Here is an 18,973-nt window from a genome sequence, read left to right on the forward strand (position 1 = left end):
CGCTCGATAGTGCCGGGGGCGCATCTTCAGAACGACGGCGGCGCTTCAGCAGGAACCGGAACAGTTATGCGTCCCCAGTCGCTACGAACCGCTCAAGGGCTCGCGCATCGTGGACGTGGATCCGATTGTAGGTGGTAGAGAGCCACCCCTTGGCCCCGAACCTGCGAAGGGTCGCGTTGGTGACCTGTCGCGACACGTTGGCCATCTGTGCCAGGTCCGATTGCGTGAGCATGTAGCCCTCCGGCGGCTGGGCGATGTCGGGATCCAGGGCCGCCGTTACCCTCAGTAGGACGGCGGCAATCCGCCTGTTGCTGTGGGGGATGAGGAGGTCCGCTAGGGCCTGGATCGGCTGCCGGATATTGTGTTCGGGCAGCGAGGCAAAGGCGCGCGTATAGTCCGGATCATCGGCCTGCAGCTTTCGAATGGCGGCAAGCGGGAGGTAGACCACGCGCGACGGCTCCGCCGCCTTGAAGGCCAGCTTTCTAGTGTCGCTGGTCAAGGCGGGACCGTGGCCGAACCACGTGCCGGGACGAATGATGTGCGCGAGGAGGACGCTGCCGGCCTGCGTCGGCACTGAGACGAAGAACGAACCGGTAGCGATGCCGTAGATCCCTCCGGGTTCGTCTGCGACCTCGAACACGCTCTCCTTCGCGTCGAACTGTCTCAATCGGCCGACCTTGAGCACATCGCGCTGGAAGGCGGGCGCCTGGGCTGAAAGCCAGCCCCGCCCCGTCATCGCGGCAAGAAGAGAAGCATCTTCCCCGTCAGGCACCGCCAGCCCCTGAAATATTTCCCGCGGATTGTCCCGATACTGACAAACGTCCGTCCGATCACCGGTTAAAGTCAAGTCGAAGTTGCAGGCGGAGAGCGGAATGCGGAAACCGTCAGGATCTCGTGCTGTGCGGCCCCATCGGCAGCGGCCAAGCTCCCCGCTTGCACTGCGTCACGGCCGATGACCGCCCCCGCCCCCGTGCTCGGTCAGATCGTGTGGGCAGCGCTGTCTGCGCTCTGGAACGTCGCCGGCGTCATGCTGATTGCGGCGGGCTCGCGACCTCTAGGGCCGACCGCCTCATGGACTGGAGCCGCCGTGCTCGTGATCATGGCCGGGCTGTTCCCGTTGTTGGCACGGCGATGGACCTGGCCCTACCTCGCCTTGAGCGTCGTTGCCGGTGCGCTGGGCGCCTTCGCCGTGTGGCAGGCCGTCACGGGCGATCCCGGCCTGTGGCCGTCTCCATTCTGGCGCTGGGCAGGCGTCGCGCTCAACGCCTTCGGTTGTACGGCCTCCATCGCGGGATGCCTCGCCGCCCTGACCTCTTCTGCCTCGAAAGCTGTGTGAGATGAAAGCCCATACGATGATGCGCCACGCCGGGCTGTTCCTGAGCCCGCTTCTGATCGCGGGGAGCACTGCCTTCGCGGCGGACAAGCCTTTACCGGCCCCGCAGCCTCCGCCTGCGGTCGCGCCATATTGGACATTCTCGGCCTCTGCCTATGCCTGGGCGGCGGGCCTGCGCGGCGACGTGCGAACACTTCCGCCGCTTCCGGCCGTTCGCGTCGACATCGGTTTCGGCCAGGTCCTGAAGGACTTGACCGGCGCTCTCATGGGCACCTTCGAGGCCCAGCATGATCGCTTCATCGTCTTCACCGACATCATCGCGTCGTGCGTGTCGTCCGAGCACGACTTCGTGGCGGACGGCTTTCCGGGTTCGATGTCGCTGAAGACGACCTCGTTCACCGGCACGGGCATGCTCGGCTACCGGATCTGGGACGATCCGCGCTGGAGCTTCGACGTCCTGGCGGGGGCGAGGCTCTGGGCCATGGACAACACCCTTGGCCTGACCGTAGCCGGGATCAACGTGGACTATGGCAAGTCGAAAGCATGGGTCGATGGCGTGGCAGGCGGGCGGGTGAAGATCAACCTGACCGACCACCTGTTCCTGAGCGTGATCGGACTGGTTGGCGGCCTGTCGTCCAAGATCGAGTGGGACGTCTATGGCGTCGGATACGCCTTCAACGACAGCTGTAACGCCTTCGCCGGCTACCGTGTCCTGCACTTGAACTACGAGAGCGGGAACTTTCTCTACAACGTGACCCAGAAGGGTCCCGTCCTCGGGGTGACCTACAAGTTCTTAGGCTGCTGCCAAAGCCGGTTTTACCGCGACAAGACGGTGTCGCATTTCGAGGTGACCGGGGGGCGAGATGCATAAGGTTGGTCTGGTCGCTGTGACTGCAGTTCTTGTCGGAGGATCCGCATTCGCGCAGCAGAACGTCTTTGCAGACAAGATCTGGACAGGCGGTCCTATCCTCACGATGAACGACAAGGCCATGCGGGTCGAGGCGGTCGCCCAGAAGGACGGAAAGCTCATCGCGGTGGGATCCAGGGCCGAGGTTCTCGCGCTGAAGGGCCCGAACACCGAGGTCGTCGATCTGGCGGGCCGTGCCCTGCTCCCCGGTTTCTTCGATGCGCACGGGCATGTCTTCGTCGGTGGCCTGCAGGCCCTGTCGGCCAACCTGCTTGCCCCGCCCGACGGCAAGGTCACCGATATCGCCTCGCTGCAGCAGACGCTGCGAGACTGGATGGACGCCAACAAGGGCGCAGTGGAGAAGTTCGGGCTGATCATGGGGTTCGGCTACGACCCCTCCACTCTTGCCGAGCATCGCCATCCCACGCGCCAGGACCTCGATGCCGTCTCGACCGAATACCCGGTCTATCTGGTCCACCAGTCGGGCCACTTCGGCGCGGCCAACTCTAAGGCCATCGAGATCGTCGGCTACACGAAGGACACCAAGGACCCGCCCGGCGGCGTGATTCGTCGCCTGCCGAACGGCGATCCCGATGGTGTCTTCGAGGAGAGCGCCCACGGACCCGCGCTAGTCAAGCTGCTCGCGCGCCTCGGCCCGGACGGTGCGAAGGCTCTCGCGCGCGCCGGAGCGGATCTCTGGGCGCGGTATGGCTACACGACGGCGGAAGAAGGACGCTCCATTGCACCGGTCGCCGAGGTCCTGAAGCAGGTCGGTGCCGAGGGCGGCTTCAAGATCGACGTCCTCACCTACGCCGACGTCCTGGTGGACCGGGACTTCGTCAAGAAGAACGTGAGCCAGACCTACGTCAATCGGTTCCGGGTGGCCGGGGCGAAACTGACCATCGATGGATCACCGCAGGGATTCACCGCGTGGCGGGACCGGCCCTATTACGCACCTGTGGGCAACTATCCGCCGGGATATGTGGGCTATGCCTCCGCCACGCCCAAGCAGGTGCTGGACTCCGTCGACTGGGCCTTCTCGAACGGCATCCAGATCGTCACGCATGCCAACGGCGAGGCGGCATCGGACCTGCTGATTGCGTCGGTGGATGCCGCCACGAAGGCGCACGGCGACAACCCCGAGCGCCGCCCGGTGCTGATCCATGGCCAGTTTCTCCGGGAGGATCAGGTCGACAGCTACAAGCGCCTCAACGTCATCCCGTCCCTGTTCCCCATGCACACCTTCTACTGGGGCGACTGGCATAGGGATCACACGGTGGGCCCCGCGCTGGCGGACAACATCTCGCCGACGGGCTGGCTCGTGAAGCGGGGCATGCCCTTCTCCAGCCATACGGATGCTCCCGTCGCCTTTCCCGACAGCATGCGGGTGCTGTCGGCGACCGTGACGAGGCGATCGCGCTCGGGCGACATCATCGGCCCGGCCCAGCGCGTGGACGTGATCACCGCGCTGAAGGCCATGACGATCTGGCCTGCATGGCATCATTTCGAAGACAAGACCAAGGGGTCGCTGGAACCCGGGAAGATCGCCGACCTCGTCATCCTCTCCAACGATCCCACCGCGGTGGACCCGGAAACCCTGGCCGATCTCAAGGTCGTCGAGACGATCAAGGAGGGAAAGACCATCTACGTCGCGACCGCCGAGCAGAAAAGGGGCGACCTGATGTATCGGCCCAACGGCCGGGGCATAGACCCCTTCAACGCCTATCTACGGCAGGCCATGATCGACGACGAGTTCTCGCGCGTGCCGGCCTCCAGAAGGACGGCCGAAACGCGAGCTCGGATCGCGGTCGCCCCGCACGATCTCAGTTGCATGACCCCCGTGCTGGCTGCCTGGTCGCTGGCAGCAATCGGTGGTGGCGGCGTCGCCGTCGAGCGATGACGCTGCGCAGAACTGATGAAGTTTGGGCAAGCGGCGACGGGAGGACAGGCATGCGCGCGTTTGGGTTCGTCGCCATCGCTATCGCGATGGTGCTTTCGAGCCATGCCGTCGCCCAGGAGGGTCCGCCGATGCCCCCGCCGGTGAAGGACGGGAACGGCCGCGCGGTCTTGATCACCGGGGCAAGCTCCGGTTTCGGCCGGCGACTGACGGAGGTGCTCTCGCAGAACGGCTGGTATGTCTATGCCGGGGCCCAGTCAGCCGAGGACATGGACGCTCTCGGGCGGATGAAGATTACCGAACTGAATGCTGGCCAAGGCTACCGCTATACTTCCGACGAGCTACTCGCCATGCTTCAGAAACACATCGACGCAGTCGAACCAAATTAGCAACGACAAGAATCCGAGCAATAATGCATTTTTTCCATTTTCTTTTTTGCTTCGCCTATTTGCCAAGCTTCAAGTCAACCCTAGGAGTGACCCCGCAATGTGCATTAACTGCAGTCCTGCCTTCGCTGAGGCGTTCCGACGCCTCACGCTTCCCTCCCGGCGCCACCTCCTGCGAAGCGCGGCGACAGTGGCGGCAGGTTCCTTTGTGTGCGATCCGATGGGTGGGGGCACCGCACAGGCCGCGACCTCTCCGCTGCAGGACATCTTCGAGCAGGTCGGCTCGAAAGCGCTGCCCGAGGCGACGATCTACACTGCCCGGGAGATCGTGACCCTCGACCCCGCGAACCCTATGGCCGAGGCGGTCGCGGTGGTGGGGAACCGAATTCTCGCCGTCGGGTCGCTCGAGGACCTCAAGAGAGCCGCCGACGGCCAACCCTACAAGGTCGACACTACCTTTTCGGACAAGGTGATCGTCCCTGGCTTCATCGCCCAGCATGACCACCCCATGCTGGCTGCCCTCACGATGACGAGCGAAATCATTGCGATCGAGGACTGGGTGCTCCCGAAGGGAACATCGAAGGCTGCCAAGAACCGCGACGAATACCTAGCACGGCTCGCAAAAGCCAATGCCGGGCTGACGAACCCCAACGATGTCCTCGTTAGCTGGGGCTATCACCAATACTTCCACGGCGAGCTCAAGAAGGCGGATATTGATGCGATCAGCGCCACGCGGCCGATCCTTGTCTGGCACCGTTCAGGGCACGAATTCTTTCTCAATTCCACAGCCGAGAAGAAGTACGGCGTGACCAGGGAATGGTTCGACAAGCTGCCGGAGAGCGCGAAGAAGCAGTCGGACTTTGCCAACTCGCACTTCTGGGAGCAGGGCGCCTTCGCCCTGATGCCCCTGATCGCCTCTGCCATCGCCTCTCCCGAGCGGGTGCGCTCAGGGCTCGAGTTCGTGAAGACGTACTATCACGCCAATGGCGTGACGCTCGGTTGCGAGCCCGGCGGCCTGGCGTCCAAGACCATGCAGGACGCCCAGAACGCCGTTCTCAGCAACGCCTCTTCGCCCTTCCGCTTCTATTTCATCGTCGACGGCAAGTCGATTACCGGCGTCCACCCCGACAGCAAGGTCGCCGAGGAGAGCGAGAAGCTCCTGACGTGGGGCCAGGGCATGACCGCCTATCTCCCCAAGCAGGTCAAGCTGTTCGCGGATGGCGCGATCTTCTCCCAGGCGATGCAAGTGAATGACGGCTACGCCGACGGGCACAAGGGCGAGTGGATGATGGATCCCGACTTCTTCGCCCGGACATTCCGCGTCTACTGGGAGCTCGACTACCAGCTCCACGTGCACGTCAACGGCGACGGGGGGCTCGACATGGTCCTCGACCAGCTCGATCTAAACATGCGCCGCAATCCGCGCCCCAATCACCGCACCGTCATCATCCATTTCGCTGTTTCCACACCGGAACAGGTGGCGCGGATCAAGCGGCTAGGGGCGATCGTCAGCGGAAACCCGTACTATCCGATCGCGCTCGCCGACAACTACCGATCGAATGGCCTCGAGCCGAGACGCGCCGACGCGATGGTCAGGATGGGAGACGTCGAGAGAGCCGGGATCTCGTATTCCTTCCACTCCGACATGCCGATGGCTCCTGGTCAGCCGCTGTTCTTGATGTGGTCGGGCGTGAACCGCGTGACGAACGACGGAAACGTCCGTGGGCCCGAGCAGCGGGTCAGCCGGCTCGGTGCCCTGAAGGCGGTGACGATCGAAGCGGCCTACTCGCTCCAGATGGAAAAGGATGTCGGCAGCATCGCGCCCGGCAAGCTCGCCAACTTCACCGTCCTGGCCGACAATCCCGTCACGATCGATCCGATGAAGATCAAGGACATCGCTGTCTGGGGCACTGTCCAAGAGGGTCGTGTGCTGCCGGTTCGGTGAGTGCGGCGTTCATTCGATCGGCCCCATCGAGGGGTCCAGCTTGAATGGCAGTGCATTACAGGGCTTAGCAGGCTGTTGAAGAACTGGCCGAACGGACGATCCGGCGGTGGAGAGCGGAAGGCTGGCGCCGAGTCGATCGGCTTCTGAGCCTGACGGAACGGGTTGCGGCTGTGGCCGGGTGGCGGCTTGCTTCGGTCATGCGGCACCGGCCATGAGCTTCGGCAATCGGACGAGGTGTAGGCCGCGGCTGCGAAGGTGAAGGCCCATCCGACGCGGTCGACACTGCGGGACATCGGCCGCGCCAGTCCGGCGATGGTCTTGATCCAGCCGAAGCTCTCCTCGATGCGCTTGCGGATGCGCTGGCTCGCGGCATAGCCGGGATGGCGTGTCGTCCGGCCGTCGATGGCCGAGCGGCCGCTGCGACGCGTGAGGTTCCGGGCGACGTGCGGGCGCACGTTCATGGACCTGAGTTCGTTGACGAAGTCGGCCGCGTCGTAGCCGCGGTCGGCGCCGAGGGTGATCGAGCGCGGCCGGTCGGCATGGGCCTCGATCATGGTCAGCGCGGCGACGCGCTCGGCATGGCCCGAGACGCGCGTCACGCAGGCGTCGACCAAGAGACCGGACCGGTTCTCCATCAGCGCGTGGCCGAGATAGGCGAGCTTCGCCTCCTGGCCGGGCCCGCGGCGGGAGAGCCTGGCATCGGGATCGGTCGTCGAGGCATGCGTCTCGTTGGAACGCCTCTCACCGCGGAAGTCGACCTCCGCGTTTCGGCCGCCAGGCGCCGGCGGATCGCCCGATCCCCCGGGGTCCTTGGGCTTGAAGCTCTTCATCGACGCCCGGGCTTCGATCAGCGTGCCGTCGACGCTGAAGGGGTAGCCGGACAGAAGTCGCTTCACGCGCGGCTGGGCGAGCAGCGCCGACAGGAAGCGCGCGGCGACGTCGCCTTCCAGCAGGCGGTCCCGATTCTTGGAGAAGGTCGAGTGGTCCCAGACGGGATCGTCGACGCCGAGCCCGACGAACCAGCGGAACAGGAGGTCGAAGTCCAGCCGCTCCATCAACTGGCGCTCGGAGCGGATCGAGTAGAAGGCCTGGAGGAGCATCGCCCGGAGCAGCCGCTCCGGCGGGATCGAGGGCCGCCCCATCCCCTAGTAGAGCGACGACGGCAGCCTCGCGATGGGTCGCCCCCGCCGCAACAGCCACCAGAATCCGAACCCGAAGCTCGACAGACAGAGCTTTCGACGTATCCGCCGGCCTCCGTCCAGCAGACAGTCTGAATCACTTCCGAGCCGATTCGGGAATCCTTCACGATTCCATCAGATCGGGGTCCGCTCTAATCCAAGATGGCGAGCGTAAGCGGCGTCGATTTGGCAAAGCGCCTCTGCAGAATGATGGATTCATGGACGGGGAACGCTTATGTGGCGTTGCCAAATTTTGAAAGTGAAAAGGTCTTGCCAATCAAACTGACAATAGAGTGGAGGTGAGTCCTGGTTTGCCCCTGCGGATCGCGGCGCCGGTTCAAGGTTCGGTTGAGGTAGGCTCGCGCGCGGCAGCCGATCCCGTGGGCATACGCTCAGTTTGCCGCGACGCCGAGCAGGCGCATCGCGTTCTCCTTGAGGATCAGCGGGCGCACCTCGTCCCGGAACGGAGCCTTGTCGAAGGCGTCGAGCCAGCGCTCCGGCGCGATCATCGGCCAATCCGAGCCGAACAGCATCTTCTTCTTGAGGATGGTGTTGGCATACCGCACGAGGATCTCGGGAAAGTACTTCGGCGACCAGCCGGACAGGTCGATGTAGACGTTGGGCTTGTGGGTCGCCACCGCAAGAGCTTCCTCTTGCCACGGGAAGGAGGGGTGGGCGAGCACGATCGGCATGTCGGGGAAGTCGACCGCCACGTCGTCGATGTACATCGGGTTCGAGTACTTCAGCCGCATCGCGTTGCCGCCGCGCATGCCGGCGCCGACCCCGGTCTGGCCGGTGTGGAACAGGGCCGTCTTGCCGCTCTCCTGGATCGCTTCGTAGAGCGGCCAGGCCAGACGGTCGTTCGGGTAGAAGCCCTGCATGGTCGGGTGGAACTTGAAGCCCTGCACGCCGTGATCGCGGACGAGAATCCGCGCCTCGCGAGCACCCATCTTGCCCTTGTGCGGGTCGATCGACGCGAAGGGGATGAGAATGTCGGAATTTTCCGCGCAGAGTTCGGCGACCTCCTCGTTGCGGTAGCGCCGATATCCGGTCTCGCGCTCGGCGTCGACGGGGAAGATGACAGCCGCGATGTTCAGGGCCCGGTAGTGTGCGGCCGTCTCCGGCACGGTCGGCGGATGCGCCCAGGACGCGCCGAAGTAGCGCGCCATGGTCGTCTGCAGCTCGTCGTAGCCGTCGTCGGCATGGCAGCCGCAGGGCTCCTCGGCGTGAGTGTGGAAGTCGATCGCGCGGACCTTGGCGAAGTCGACCATCGTGCGCCTCCTCGAAGCCTGGTCGTCGTTTCCGCGGGAGCCGAGCCACCGCGCAGCCGCGGATCCGGCATGGGGCGGCCGAGTCCCGCCCGTCGATTGTTATATTCTATAACAGTAAGGCGGGGGAGCGGCGGATTTCAAGGGCCATCGGGACCGCGGGTCGACGCTTGGTCGACGGCCGGGGCGGTCGGCCGATTCCCGAAGGGCCGTGAGGCGTGGCCCGGAGCGCCGTACGGGCCCGAGCGCGGACACGCTCAGTTTGCGATCCGGGCGAGGAGGCCCAGGAGCAGGTCCACCTCGTCGCGCGAGAGGTCCCGGGTGATGCGCGCCTCGTGCTCGCTGACGAGCTCGACGGCGCGCTCGAGCAGGGTCCGGCCCGCCTCGGTGAGCTCCAGCACGTAGGATCGCCGGTCCGTCTCGGACGTCAGTCTGCGGGTCAGGCCCCGCCGGTCCATCTCGTCCATCATGGCCACGAAGTTCGGCCGCTGGATGCCGAGCGCCTCCGCGATTTCCGACTGCTTGCGGCCCGGATTGCGATCGATCAGCAGGAGCGCGCTGAACTGGGCGGGTCGCAGGCCCAATTCGGAGAGGGTCGCGATGAAGTCGGCGAACACCGCCACCTGCGTGCGGCGCATGGCATAGCCGACGAGGTTTGGGAGGGGGCCGAGGTCGACGCGCAGGTCCGCCTCCACGGCGGGCGGCACGGGCGTGTCGGGGGAGGGGGCGAGGGCTCGGCGGGCGCGCGACATCGGGGGGAAGCCTTGCACGGGGCGACGAAACTTGGCAACGGCCCGCTTGCATGTCCAGCGAAATTAGTTATGTAATATATCTAATTCGAGTCCACGAGGACGCCGCGGATTTGAGCCGAGTGCAGGCCGGGAGGGCTCGTGGACTCGACGATCGTGCTCTTCCTGCTGCAGGACGGACTGACGAGCGGCGCCATCTACGCGCTGCTCGGCTTCGCGCTGGTCCTGGTCTTCACGGTGACGCGGATCATCTTCATCCCGCAAGGCGAGTTCGTCGCCTATGGGGCGCTGACCTACGCGGTGCTGAGGTCGGGCGGCATTCCGGGCACAGTCTGGCTGCTAATGGTGTTCGGAGCGGCCGCGCTCCTGGCCGCGCTGTGGGGCGGGCGGGCGACGCTCACCCCGAGGCGCGCGCTGTCCGAGACTGTGGCGACGTTCGGACCTCCGCTCGCGGTGGCGGCGATCGTCCTCGCCTCGCAAGGCGTGCCGCGGCCGGCCGTCGCCGATGTCGTGCTGACCGTCCTCATCGTCGCGCCGCTCGGTCCCTATCTCTACCGTGTCGCCTTCGAGCCCCTGGCGGATGCCTCCATCCTGACCCTGTTCATCGCCGCAGTCGCGGTCCACATCGCCATGACGGCGCTCGGCCTCGCCTTCTTCGGCGCGGAGGGGCTGCGCGCGCCGCCCCTTTCTGAGGCGAGCTTCGCCCTAGGGCCGCTCCTCGTCACCGGCCAGAGCCTCGCCGTGGGGGCGGTCGCGCTCGTCCTGTCGCTCGCGCTGTGGGTGTTCTTCGGCTTCACGCTGATGGGCAAGGCCCTGCGGGCGACGGCGGTGAACCGCGTCGGCGCCAGGCTCGTCGGCATCGGCACGGGACGCGCCGGGCGCTTCGCCTTCGCGCTGGCCGCGACGGTCGGTGCCGTGTCCGGCATCCTCGTGGTGCCGGTGACCACGATCTACTACGACACCGGCTTCCTCATCGGCCTCAAGGGTTTCGTCGCCGCCATCGTGGGCGGGCTGGCGAGCTACCCGCTCGCCGGCGCCGCCGCGCTCGCCGTCGGCGTCCTGGAGGCCTTCGCGGCGTTCGAAGCCTCGGCCTACAAGGAGGTGATCGTCTTCGGCCTCGTCATTCCGGTCCTGCTGTTCCGGTCGTTCGGTGCGGCCGACTCCGACGAGGGACATTGAACGGAGATGCGCCCGCCCCCCCTTGCCCTGTTCGTCGCCGCCCTCAGCGTCTTTCTCCTGACAGCGCCGCCGTTCTGGCAGACACTCGCGGGCAATGTCGGGCTGGCCGCGCTCGTCGCCATGGGGCTCGTTCTGCTGACGGGCGTCGGCGGGATGACGAGCTTCGGGCAGGCCGCCTTCATGGGCTTCGGGGCCTATACGACCGCGATCCTGACGACCCGTTACGGCCTGTCGCCCTGGGCTACCCTGCCGCTCTCCCTCGCCGTCACCGGCGTCGCCGCGCTGGTCCTCGGCGGCCTCACCGTCCGGCTCGCGGGCCACTACCTGCCGCTCGGCACACTCGCGTGGGGGCTCGCCCTCTACTATCTCTTCGGCAAGATCGACCTGCTCGGCCGCCACGACGGCATCGTCGGCATCCCCCCGCTCTCCCTCGGATCGCTGTCGCTGACGGATCCGGCCGCAACCGGCGCCGTGACCTGGACGGCGGTGCTGCTGGCGGCCGTGGCCACGACGAACCTGCTCGACAGCCGGGTCGGCCGGGCGATCCGCGCGCTGCGAGGCGGTGACATGGCGCAGAGCTTCGGCGTGCATCGGCCGCGGACGAAGCTCCTCGTCTTCGTCTACGCCGCCATGCTCGCCGGCCTCGCCGGCTGGCTCTACGCCCATGTTCAGCGGACCGTGAACCCGACCCCGTTCGGCGCGCTGGCCAGCATGGAATACCTGTTCATGGCGGTGGTCGGCGGCGCCGGCCGCGTCTGGGGCGCCGTCGTCGGCGCAGCGGCGGTCCTGATCCTGAAGGACGCGCTGCAGCGGGTCACGCCGGCCCTGTTCGGCCGGGACCTGCAGCTCGAGGCGGTCGTCTTCGGCGTCGTCGTGGTGGGCATGCTGCAAGTGGCCCGCGACGGGATCTGGCCGCGCCTCGCCGCCCTGTGGCCGTCGCCGCCTCCGCCGCCGGTCCGGCCGGCGGACCTCGCGCCCGTGCGGAGGCCGGCGCCGAACGCCACCGGCCCCCTGCTCGAGGTCGAGGGCGCGGTGAAGCGGTTCGGCGGCTTGACTGCGGTCAACAAGGTCGACTTCTCGCTCGGTCGCGGTGAGATCCTGGCACTGATCGGCCCCAACGGTGCCGGCAAGTCCACGACCTTCAACCTGATCACCGGCGTTCTCCCGCTCTCGGCCGGCGCGGTCCGGTTCGCCGGGCGCCCGATCGACAGGGCGACGCCCGCCGAGATCGCGGCGCTCGGCATCGCCCGGACCTTCCAGCACGTGAAACTCGTCCCCGAGATGAGCGTGATCGAGAACGTCGCGCTCGGGGCCCATCTGAGGGGCCGCGCGGGTCCGATCGCGAGCCTCTTCAGGCTCGATCGGGAGGAGGAAACCCGCCTCCTCGGCGAAGCGGCTCGTCAACTCGTGCGCGTCGGGCTCGCCGGCGAGGCCTGGAAGCCGGCCGGCAGCCTCGCGCTCGGCCAGCAGCGCATCGTCGAGATCGCCCGCGCCCTCGCGCTCGACCCGAACCTGCTCCTGCTCGACGAGCCGGCCGCGGGCTTGCGCCACTTCGAGAAGGTCGCACTCGCCGATCTCCTCGCCCGGCTCCGGGCCGAGGGCATGAGCATCCTCCTGGTCGAACACGACATGGGCTTCGTCATGGGCCTGGTCGACCGCATCGTCGTCCTCGATTTCGGCACCCGCATCGCCGAGGGCCGGCCCGAGGCGGTGCGCCGCGACCCGGCCGTGATCGAGGCCTATCTCGGGGGGGCCGCGTGACGGCGCCCCTGCTCGAGGTGGAGGACCTCGCGGTCTCGTACGGCCGCGTCCCGGCCGTGACGGACGTCTCGCTACGGCTGTTGCCGGGCGAGATCGTGACGGTGATCGGGGCGAACGGCGCGGGGAAGTCCACGCTGCTCAACGCCGTGATGGGCATGCTTCCGGCGAGGGGCACCGTCCGCCTGGACGGCGAGGCGGTGTCCCGGATGCCGGTCGAGGAGCGCGTGCGGCGCGGCCTGTCGCTCGTCCCCGAGCGGCGTGAACTCTTCTCCAGCATGAGCGTTCTCGACAACCTCGCGCTCGGCGGGTTCCATGCATCGAAGCACGAGAGGACGACGCGGCTCGAGGCGGTCTTCACCCGCTTCCCCCGCCTGAAGGAGCGGCGCGCCCAGGACGCCGGCACCCTCTCGGGCGGAGAGCGGCAGATGCTCGCCATGGCGCGCGCGCTCATGGCCGGTCCCCGCGTTCTCATGCTGGACGAGCCGAGCCTCGGCCTCGCGCCCCGCATCGTCGCCGAGATCTTAGGCATCATCGGGGAACTCCGGCGGAGCGGCGTCGCGATCCTCCTCGTCGAGCAGAACGCGCGCGCGGCGCTGGCCGCGGCCGACCGGGCCCACGTGATGGAGCTCGGTGTCTTCACGCTCGAAGGCCCCGCCGCCCGTCTAGCCGGCGACGAGCGGGTGGCGAGCGTCTATCTCGGACTGTGAGGGCCATGACATGACCTGGCGGGCACCGGTCGACGACATCCTCTTCGCCATGGCGGCCGCCGGCGCCGCGGTGGACGACCTTGCGGCGGACGAGCTTCGGACCGTGGTGGAGGCGGCGGCCCGCTTCGCCGAAGAGCGGATCGCGCCGCTCGACCTCGCCGGCGACCGCATCGGCGCGCGCTTCGAGAACGGCCTCGTCGCGACGCCGCCCGGCTGGGGCGAGGCCTACCGCGACTGGTGCGCGGCGGGGTGGAACGCCGTCTCCCTGCCGGAGGACTGGGGCGGCGCGGGCCTTCCCGTGGCGGTCGGCACCGCGACCATGGAGATCCTGACCGGCGCGTCCATGGCCTTCGGAACCCTGCCGGTCCTCACCCACGGCGCCGTTTCGGCCCTCGCACACCAAGCGGACCCGGCGCTCCGGGAGCGCTGGCTGCCGCCGCTGGTCGCCGGCCGCTTCACCGGCGCCATGGACCTGACCGAGCCGCAAGCCGGCTCGGACCTGTCGCTCGTCCGCACGCGCGCCGAGCCGGACGGCGACGGACTGTTCCGGGTCACCGGGGCCAAGTGCTTCATCACCTTCGGCGAGCACGACATGGCGGACAACATCGTCCACCTCGTGCTCGCCCGCTTGCCCGACGCGTCCCCGGGGACCCGGGGCCTGTCGCTGCTGCTGGTCCCCAAATATCTGCCCGACGCCGACGGCCGGATGGTCCTGCCCAACGCGGTCGCCTGCACGGGGCTGGAGCACAAGCTCGGGATCCGCGGCAGCCCGACCTGCAGCATGGCCTTCGACCAGGCGACCGGCTGGCTGGTCGGCGAGCCGCATCGGGGACTCGCCGCCATGTTCACCATGATGAACGAGGCCCGCCTGGCGACCGGGCTGCAGGGCGTCGCGGTCGGCGAGCGAGCCATGCAGGCGGCGCGCGCCTATGCCGGCGAGCGCCGGCAGGGACGGCTGCCGTCCGGTGGCCCGGCGGTGATCGCCGACCACCCCGACGTCCGCCGCATGCTCGGCCGCGGCACGGCGCTGATCTCCGCCGCCCGGCTCCTCTGCTACCGTGCCGCCGCGGCCATCGATCGCGCCGACCGTGGCGCGCCGGCAGAGCGCGGCACGGCGGCCGTGGAAGCCGACCTCCTGACCCCGGTGGTCAAGGCCTGGTGCTCGGACGCCGGAGTCGAGGCGGCGTCGCTCGCCATCCAGGTCCATGGCGGGGCGGGCTATCTCGAGGCGACGGGGGTCGCCCGGCACTGGCGCGACGCGCGGATCGCGCCGATCTACGAGGGCACGAACGGCATCCAGGCGATCGATCTCGCCACGCGCAAGCTCGGCCGCGACGGTGGTGTGGCGATGCTGGCCCTGGCCGGCGAGCTCCGCCGGGACACGGACGCGCCCGTGCTCGGGGCGCCCGCGTCGGCTGCGATCCGCCGCTCGCTCGACCTCCTCGCGGAGGCGACCGAGGCGATGGTGGCCGCCGGAGAGGCGCACCGCCTTCAGGCCGCCATGCCCTACCTGAGGCTCGCCGGGACGGCGCTCGCCGGCGGCCTGATGGCCACGGCGGCGCACCTCGCGAGCGGCCTCGACGGCCCGGCCGCCGCCGCCCGGCGGGTCGCGCTCGCGCGGATCTTCGCCGACGAGGTTTCGGCTGAGGCACCGGCCCACGCGGCCGCCGTCCTCGCGCCGGCCGCCGGCCCGGGCGACTTCGCGGCCGTCCTCGGCTGACCCGTCCTCGACCGAGTCCCGGGCGACCGGCCGGGGACCCGCGCCGGCCGCGACTTCCCCTCACTTGATGAGCAGGAAGCCGCCGTCCTTCACCGTGAGCAGGATCTTCGCCCGCGCGTCGAGGCCGTAGCGGTCGGTCGGCGTGAAGTTGAAGACGCCCTGGCTGGCGGCGATCTCCTTCTCGCTGTCCAGCGCAGCCCGGAGCGCCTCGCGGAACTCGGGCGTCCCCGGCTTCGCCGTCTTCAGCGCGACCGGGACCGTCCGCTGAAGGATGGTGAGCGCGTCGAAGACATGGGCGCCGAACTGCGTGCGGGTGTCCTTCCCGTACTTGGCCTCGTAGGCGTCGACATAGGCCTGCCCCGGCTTCTTGGTCAGCGCCGAGTCGGGCTGCAGTTCGGGCGCCATGACCGGACCGGACGCCATGATCACGCCTTCCGCCGCCTTGCCGGCGATGCGGATGAAGTCCTTCGTGACGGCCCCGTGGGTCTGGTAGATCGGCCCCTGGTAGCCGCGCTCGCGCAACGCCACCTGCGGCAACGCCGCCCCGGTCCCGGAGGCCGCGACCAGGATCGCGTCCGGCCTTGCGGCGACGAGCTTGAGCGCCTGTCCCGCGACGGACGTGTCCGCCCGGGCGTAGCGCTCGTCGGCGACGAGCTTCAGGCCCATCGGTTCGGCGATCGACTTGAAGACGCCGGCCCAAAGGTCGCCCCAGCTGTCTGCGAAGCCGATCATGCCGACTGTCGTGACGTTGTTGGCCTTCATGTGCTCGAACAGCGACCGCGCCATCAGCGGCACCGGCTGGGGCATGATGACGGACCATTTCTCCCGGCCCGGCTGGAACGCCATCGGCCCGAGCCCGAAATGCACCACCTGGTTCTCGAAGGCGACGTTGGAGACGGCGATTGTGGGCGGCGTCGTCGACGAGCCGAGGATCACGTCCACCTTGTCCTCGGTGATCAGCCGGCGGGCATTGGTGGTCGCGGTGGTCGGGTCTCCGGCATCGTCGAGCTGGATGACCTTGATCGGCACGCCGCCGATCTCGGCGGGCCAGAGCGCCAGCGAGTTCTTCTGCGGAATGCCGAGCGCCGCGGCCGGGCCGGTCGTGGAGATGGTCACGCCGATCCGGAGCTCCTGGGCCGCCGCGTGCCCCAAGGCGCCGAAACCGGCCCACGCGACGGCGGCGCAGGCCAGGAGGCGGTTGGTCCAAGTCTTCGTCATGGTATTCCCTCCCAATGGGGCCGGTCGTCTCGCGCCGCCGGCCGGTCTTCTATTTCGCGGAGAGCCGCATGGCCCCATCCAGGCGGATCACCTCGCCGTTGAGGAATCGATTCTCGATCGCATGGGCGACGAGCGCGGCGAATTCCTCGGGCGCGCCGAGGCGGCTCGGGAACGGGATCGAGGCGGCGATCGACCGGCGCGCCTCCTCTGGCAATTCGCCGAGGAGCGGCGTTGCGAAGAGCCCCGGCGCGATGCCGACGACCCGCACGCCGAAGCGGGCGAACTCGCGGGCGACCGGCAGCGTCATCGCCGCGATGCCGGCCTTGGACGCCGCATAGGCCGCCTGGCCGATCTGGCCCTCGAAGGCCGCGACGGAGGCCGTTGTCACGATCACGCCGCGCTCGCCGCCGTCCAGCGGCTCGGCCGCCGCCATCGCCGCCCCGACGAGCCGGATCATGTTGAAGGTGCCGACGAGATTGACCCTGACGACCCGCTCGAAGGCCTCGAGCGGCATCGGTCCGTCTCGGCCGACGACACGCGCCGCGGTGCCGATGCCGGCGCAATGGGCGAGGATCCGCGGCGGTCCGAGCCTCTCCCCGACCTCGGCCACCGCCGCCTCCATCCCGGGCCCGTCCGAAACGTCGCCCGTGATCGCGATCCCGCCGATCCGCGTCGCGGTCGCTTGCGCCGCCGCCGCGGCGATGTCGAAGACGGCCACCCTGGCCCCGCGGGCGGCAAGGTACTCCGCCGTCGCTGCGCCGAGCCCCGAGCCGCCGCCCGTCACGATCGCCACCCGGCCCGCGATCTCCATCTCCCTCAAGCCTCCTGCGCCGTCATGGGGCCACCGTCGCGCGCGCCGAGATCACATGGGCCGGCGGCGGATCGGCATAGAGGTCCGCGACCAGCCCCCCGCGCGCGGCGAGCACCGCGCGCTGGTTGATCGAGCCCTTGTCGGTGATCTCGCCGCGGTCGATCGACGGCGGCTCGGCGAGCAGCGCCAGCCGTTCGACACGGGTCGACGAGCCGGTCGCGGCTTCAGCGAAGCGGACGAGCCGCTCCGCGAAGACGGCCCGGACCGCCGGATGACCTACCGGGTCGGCGGACCCGTCCGCGACCGCCCGGCAGGCGTCGAGATCGGGAAAGACCAGGACGGCGATGTCGTCTCGATCGTGCCCCGCGATCACCACGTCCCTGGCGAGCGGGTGGAAGGCGGCCAGGAACGCCGCGCGGAGCGGACCGACGCTGACCCAGGTCCCGGTGGCGAGCTTGAAGTCCTCGGAAATGCGCCCGTCGAACAGGAATCCCCCGTCCGCGTCGCCGGGACTCGCGTAGCGCACCGCATCGCCGAGCCGGTAGTAGCCCTCCTCGTCGAAAGCCGCCGCCGTGAGCTCGGGGCTTCGCCAGTAGCCGGGCGTCACGCAGTCCGCCTTGATGCGGACTTCGAGCTTTCCCGCCGCAGGCACCAGCTTCATGACGACGCCGACCATCGGGTGGCCCATGTTGCCCGGGCCGTCGACGTCGCGCAGGTTCATGAGCGCGGAGGGGGCCGTCTCGGTGGCGCCGAGGCCGGTCACGAAGGGGATCCTGGCGCCGGTCGCCGCAACAGCGAGGTCCTGGTAGGCGTCCCAGACGGCCTGGGACAGGCCCGCACCGGCATAGAACAGCATGCGGAGCCGGCTGAAGAACGTGGCGCGGAGCGCCTCGTCGGCGCGCAGATGGGGCAGCAGCGCCTCGTACCCCTTCGGCACGTTGAAATAGGCGGTCGGCGCGATCTCCCGCAGGTTGGCGACGGTCTCGGCGATCGCGCCGGGCATCGGCTTGCCGGCGTCGATGAAGAGCGACCCGCCGTGGACCAGGGTCATCCCGAAATTGTGGTTGGACCCGAAGGTGTGGTTCCAGGGCAGCCAATCCACGAAGACAGGCGGTTCGTCGGACAGGAACGGGAAGCACTGCGCCAGCATGGTCTGGTTGGCCGACAGCATCCGCTGCGTGTTGACGACCGCCTTGGGATGGCCCGTGGACCCCGAGGTGAGCAGGAACTTCGCGATCGTGTCCGGACCGACCAGCTCCCGCCGGCCCGCAACCGCGGATCGGGCGGTGGCCGTCCCGTCCGCGAGGGCCTCGAACGGAACCGCCCCGATCGCCTCTCCGCGCCGCGTCGCGACCCGCACCACGCCGGCACTCCCGACCGCCTCGATGGCCGCCGCGAAGGCCGCCCCGTCCGGAACGAAGACGAGCCCCGGCGTCAGCAGCGCGAAGGCGTCGCGGAGCTTGCCGAAGTCCTTCGAGACGAGCGAATAGGCCGGCGAGACCGGGCAGTAGGGGATGCCCACCTCCATGGCGGCGAGCGCCAGCAGCGCGTGCTCGATGTCGTTGCCGCCGAGAATGGCGATCGGCCTGTCTTCGGACAGGCCGAGGGCGAGGAGCCCGCCCGCGACGGCGACCACCTGCTCCGAAGCCTCGGCATAGGTGAGCCGCCGCCAGGAGCGGTCGGCGCGCCGCTCCGCCAGGAAGGTCCGGTCCGGCGCGCGCTCGGCCCATTCGTGCAGGTGGTCGATGAGGCGCGCGCGATAGGGCGGCAGGGCCTGCGCGGCGCGGACCAGGGTCGTCCCGTCCGTCCGCCGCTCCGAAAGCGGGTCGAGGCGTCCGAGCAGGCCCGGGCGGCCCGCTTCCGTCGATGAAGCGCGCATGAACCCTCCTTCCCCGCGAAACGGTCTCCCGCCGC

15 protein-coding genes and 1 pseudogene are annotated in these 18,973 nt (G+C 68.6%); 9 read left to right on the forward strand and 7 right to left on the reverse strand.

The window, feature by feature from the left end; genetic code table 11:
* Positions 1 to 64: 64 nt before the first annotated feature.
* Positions 65 to 772, reverse strand: a complete 708-nt coding sequence (locus WBG79_RS23845) for a Crp/Fnr family transcriptional regulator (protein WP_337359741.1) — start codon at positions 770 to 772, stop codon at positions 65 to 67.
* A 315-nt stretch (positions 773 to 1,087) separates the two neighbouring features.
* On the opposite strand from WBG79_RS23845, the gene WBG79_RS23850 reads away from it, so the two are divergent.
* The 5 genes from WBG79_RS23850 (at position 1,088) to WBG79_RS23870 (ending at position 6,468) form a co-directional block, all read left to right on the forward strand.
* On the forward strand, positions 1,088 to 1,336 hold the full coding sequence (locus tag WBG79_RS23850) for a hypothetical protein (protein ID WP_337359742.1): 249 nt from the start codon (positions 1,088 to 1,090) through the stop codon (positions 1,334 to 1,336).
* Position 1,337: 1 nt separating this feature from the next.
* Positions 1,338 to 2,204: a hypothetical protein gene (locus tag WBG79_RS23855; protein WP_337359743.1), complete on the forward strand. Its 867-nt coding sequence runs from the start codon at positions 1,338 to 1,340 to the stop codon at positions 2,202 to 2,204.
* 103 nt (positions 2,205 to 2,307) lie between these two features.
* Complete coding sequence (locus tag WBG79_RS23860) at positions 2,308 to 4,140, forward strand: amidohydrolase (RefSeq protein ID WP_337359744.1); 1,833 nt, start codon at positions 2,308 to 2,310, stop codon at positions 4,138 to 4,140.
* A gap of 50 nt (positions 4,141 to 4,190) precedes the next feature.
* A complete protein-coding gene (locus tag WBG79_RS23865; protein WP_337359745.1) occupies positions 4,191 to 4,526 on the forward strand; it encodes a hypothetical protein in 336 nt (111 codons plus the stop codon).
* A gap of 187 nt (positions 4,527 to 4,713) precedes the next feature.
* Positions 4,714 to 6,468 (forward strand): amidohydrolase, encoded by a 1,755-nt coding sequence (locus WBG79_RS23870; protein ID WP_337359746.1) that lies wholly within the window; start codon positions 4,714 to 4,716, stop codon positions 6,466 to 6,468.
* 195 nt (positions 6,469 to 6,663) lie between these two features.
* Here WBG79_RS23870 and WBG79_RS23875 read toward each other — a convergent pair.
* The 3 genes and pseudogenes from WBG79_RS23875 to WBG79_RS23885 form a co-directional block, all read right to left on the reverse strand.
* Positions 6,664 to 7,610, reverse strand: a pseudogene (locus WBG79_RS23875) (IS5 family transposase); the annotation flags it as partial.
* A gap of 428 nt (positions 7,611 to 8,038) precedes the next feature.
* A complete protein-coding gene (locus WBG79_RS23880) occupies positions 8,039 to 8,917 on the reverse strand; it encodes an amidohydrolase family protein (protein WP_337359747.1) in 879 nt (292 codons plus the stop codon).
* 254 nt (positions 8,918 to 9,171) lie between these two features.
* Entirely contained in the window at positions 9,172 to 9,666 is a 495-nt protein-coding gene (locus tag WBG79_RS23885) for a MarR family winged helix-turn-helix transcriptional regulator (RefSeq protein ID WP_337359748.1), read from the reverse strand.
* 138 nt (positions 9,667 to 9,804) lie between these two features.
* On the opposite strand from WBG79_RS23885, the gene WBG79_RS23890 reads away from it, so the two are divergent.
* Genes WBG79_RS23890 through WBG79_RS23905 form a run of 4 tightly spaced genes read left to right on the forward strand, consistent with a single transcriptional unit; the run spans position 9,805 to position 15,030 of the window.
* A complete protein-coding gene (locus WBG79_RS23890) occupies positions 9,805 to 10,842 on the forward strand; it encodes a branched-chain amino acid ABC transporter permease (protein WP_337359749.1) in 1,038 nt (345 codons plus the stop codon).
* Between the two features lie 6 nt (positions 10,843 to 10,848).
* Positions 10,849 to 12,603: a branched-chain amino acid ABC transporter ATP-binding protein/permease gene (locus WBG79_RS23895; RefSeq protein ID WP_337359750.1), complete on the forward strand. Its 1,755-nt coding sequence runs from the start codon at positions 10,849 to 10,851 to the stop codon at positions 12,601 to 12,603.
* On the forward strand, positions 12,600 to 13,310 hold the full coding sequence (locus WBG79_RS23900) for an ABC transporter ATP-binding protein (RefSeq protein WP_337359751.1): 711 nt from the start codon (positions 12,600 to 12,602) through the stop codon (positions 13,308 to 13,310). Before WBG79_RS23895 ends, WBG79_RS23900 begins: the two co-directional genes overlap by 4 nt.
* A 10-nt stretch (positions 13,311 to 13,320) precedes the next feature.
* On the forward strand, positions 13,321 to 15,030 hold the full coding sequence (locus tag WBG79_RS23905; protein ID WP_337359752.1) for an acyl-CoA dehydrogenase family protein: 1,710 nt from the start codon (positions 13,321 to 13,323) through the stop codon (positions 15,028 to 15,030).
* A 60-nt stretch (positions 15,031 to 15,090) separates the two neighbouring features.
* On the opposite strand, the gene WBG79_RS23910 is transcribed toward WBG79_RS23905, so the two are convergent.
* The 3 genes from WBG79_RS23910 to WBG79_RS23920 are packed head-to-tail and all read right to left on the reverse strand — an operon-like array spanning position 15,091 to position 18,938.
* Positions 15,091 to 16,248 carry an ABC transporter substrate-binding protein gene (locus tag WBG79_RS23910; RefSeq protein WP_337359753.1) on the reverse strand — a complete coding sequence of 386 codons (1,158 nt, stop codon included), beginning with the start codon at positions 16,246 to 16,248 and terminating at the stop codon, positions 15,091 to 15,093.
* Positions 16,249 to 16,297: 49 nt separating this feature from the next.
* The gene (locus tag WBG79_RS23915; protein WP_337359754.1) at positions 16,298 to 17,059 is read right to left on the reverse strand and encodes an SDR family NAD(P)-dependent oxidoreductase; all 762 of its coding nucleotides are present in this window, start codon (positions 17,057 to 17,059) and stop codon (positions 16,298 to 16,300) included.
* Between the two features lie 22 nt (positions 17,060 to 17,081).
* Positions 17,082 to 18,938, reverse strand: coding sequence for a feruloyl-CoA synthase (locus tag WBG79_RS23920; RefSeq protein WP_337359755.1), 1,857 nt, complete (start codon positions 18,936 to 18,938; stop codon positions 17,082 to 17,084).
* Positions 18,939 to 18,973 lie beyond the last annotated feature (35 nt).

The organism is Prosthecomicrobium sp. N25 (genome assembly GCF_037203705.1).
Classification (GTDB): Bacteria; Pseudomonadota; Alphaproteobacteria; order Rhizobiales; family Ancalomicrobiaceae; genus Prosthecodimorpha.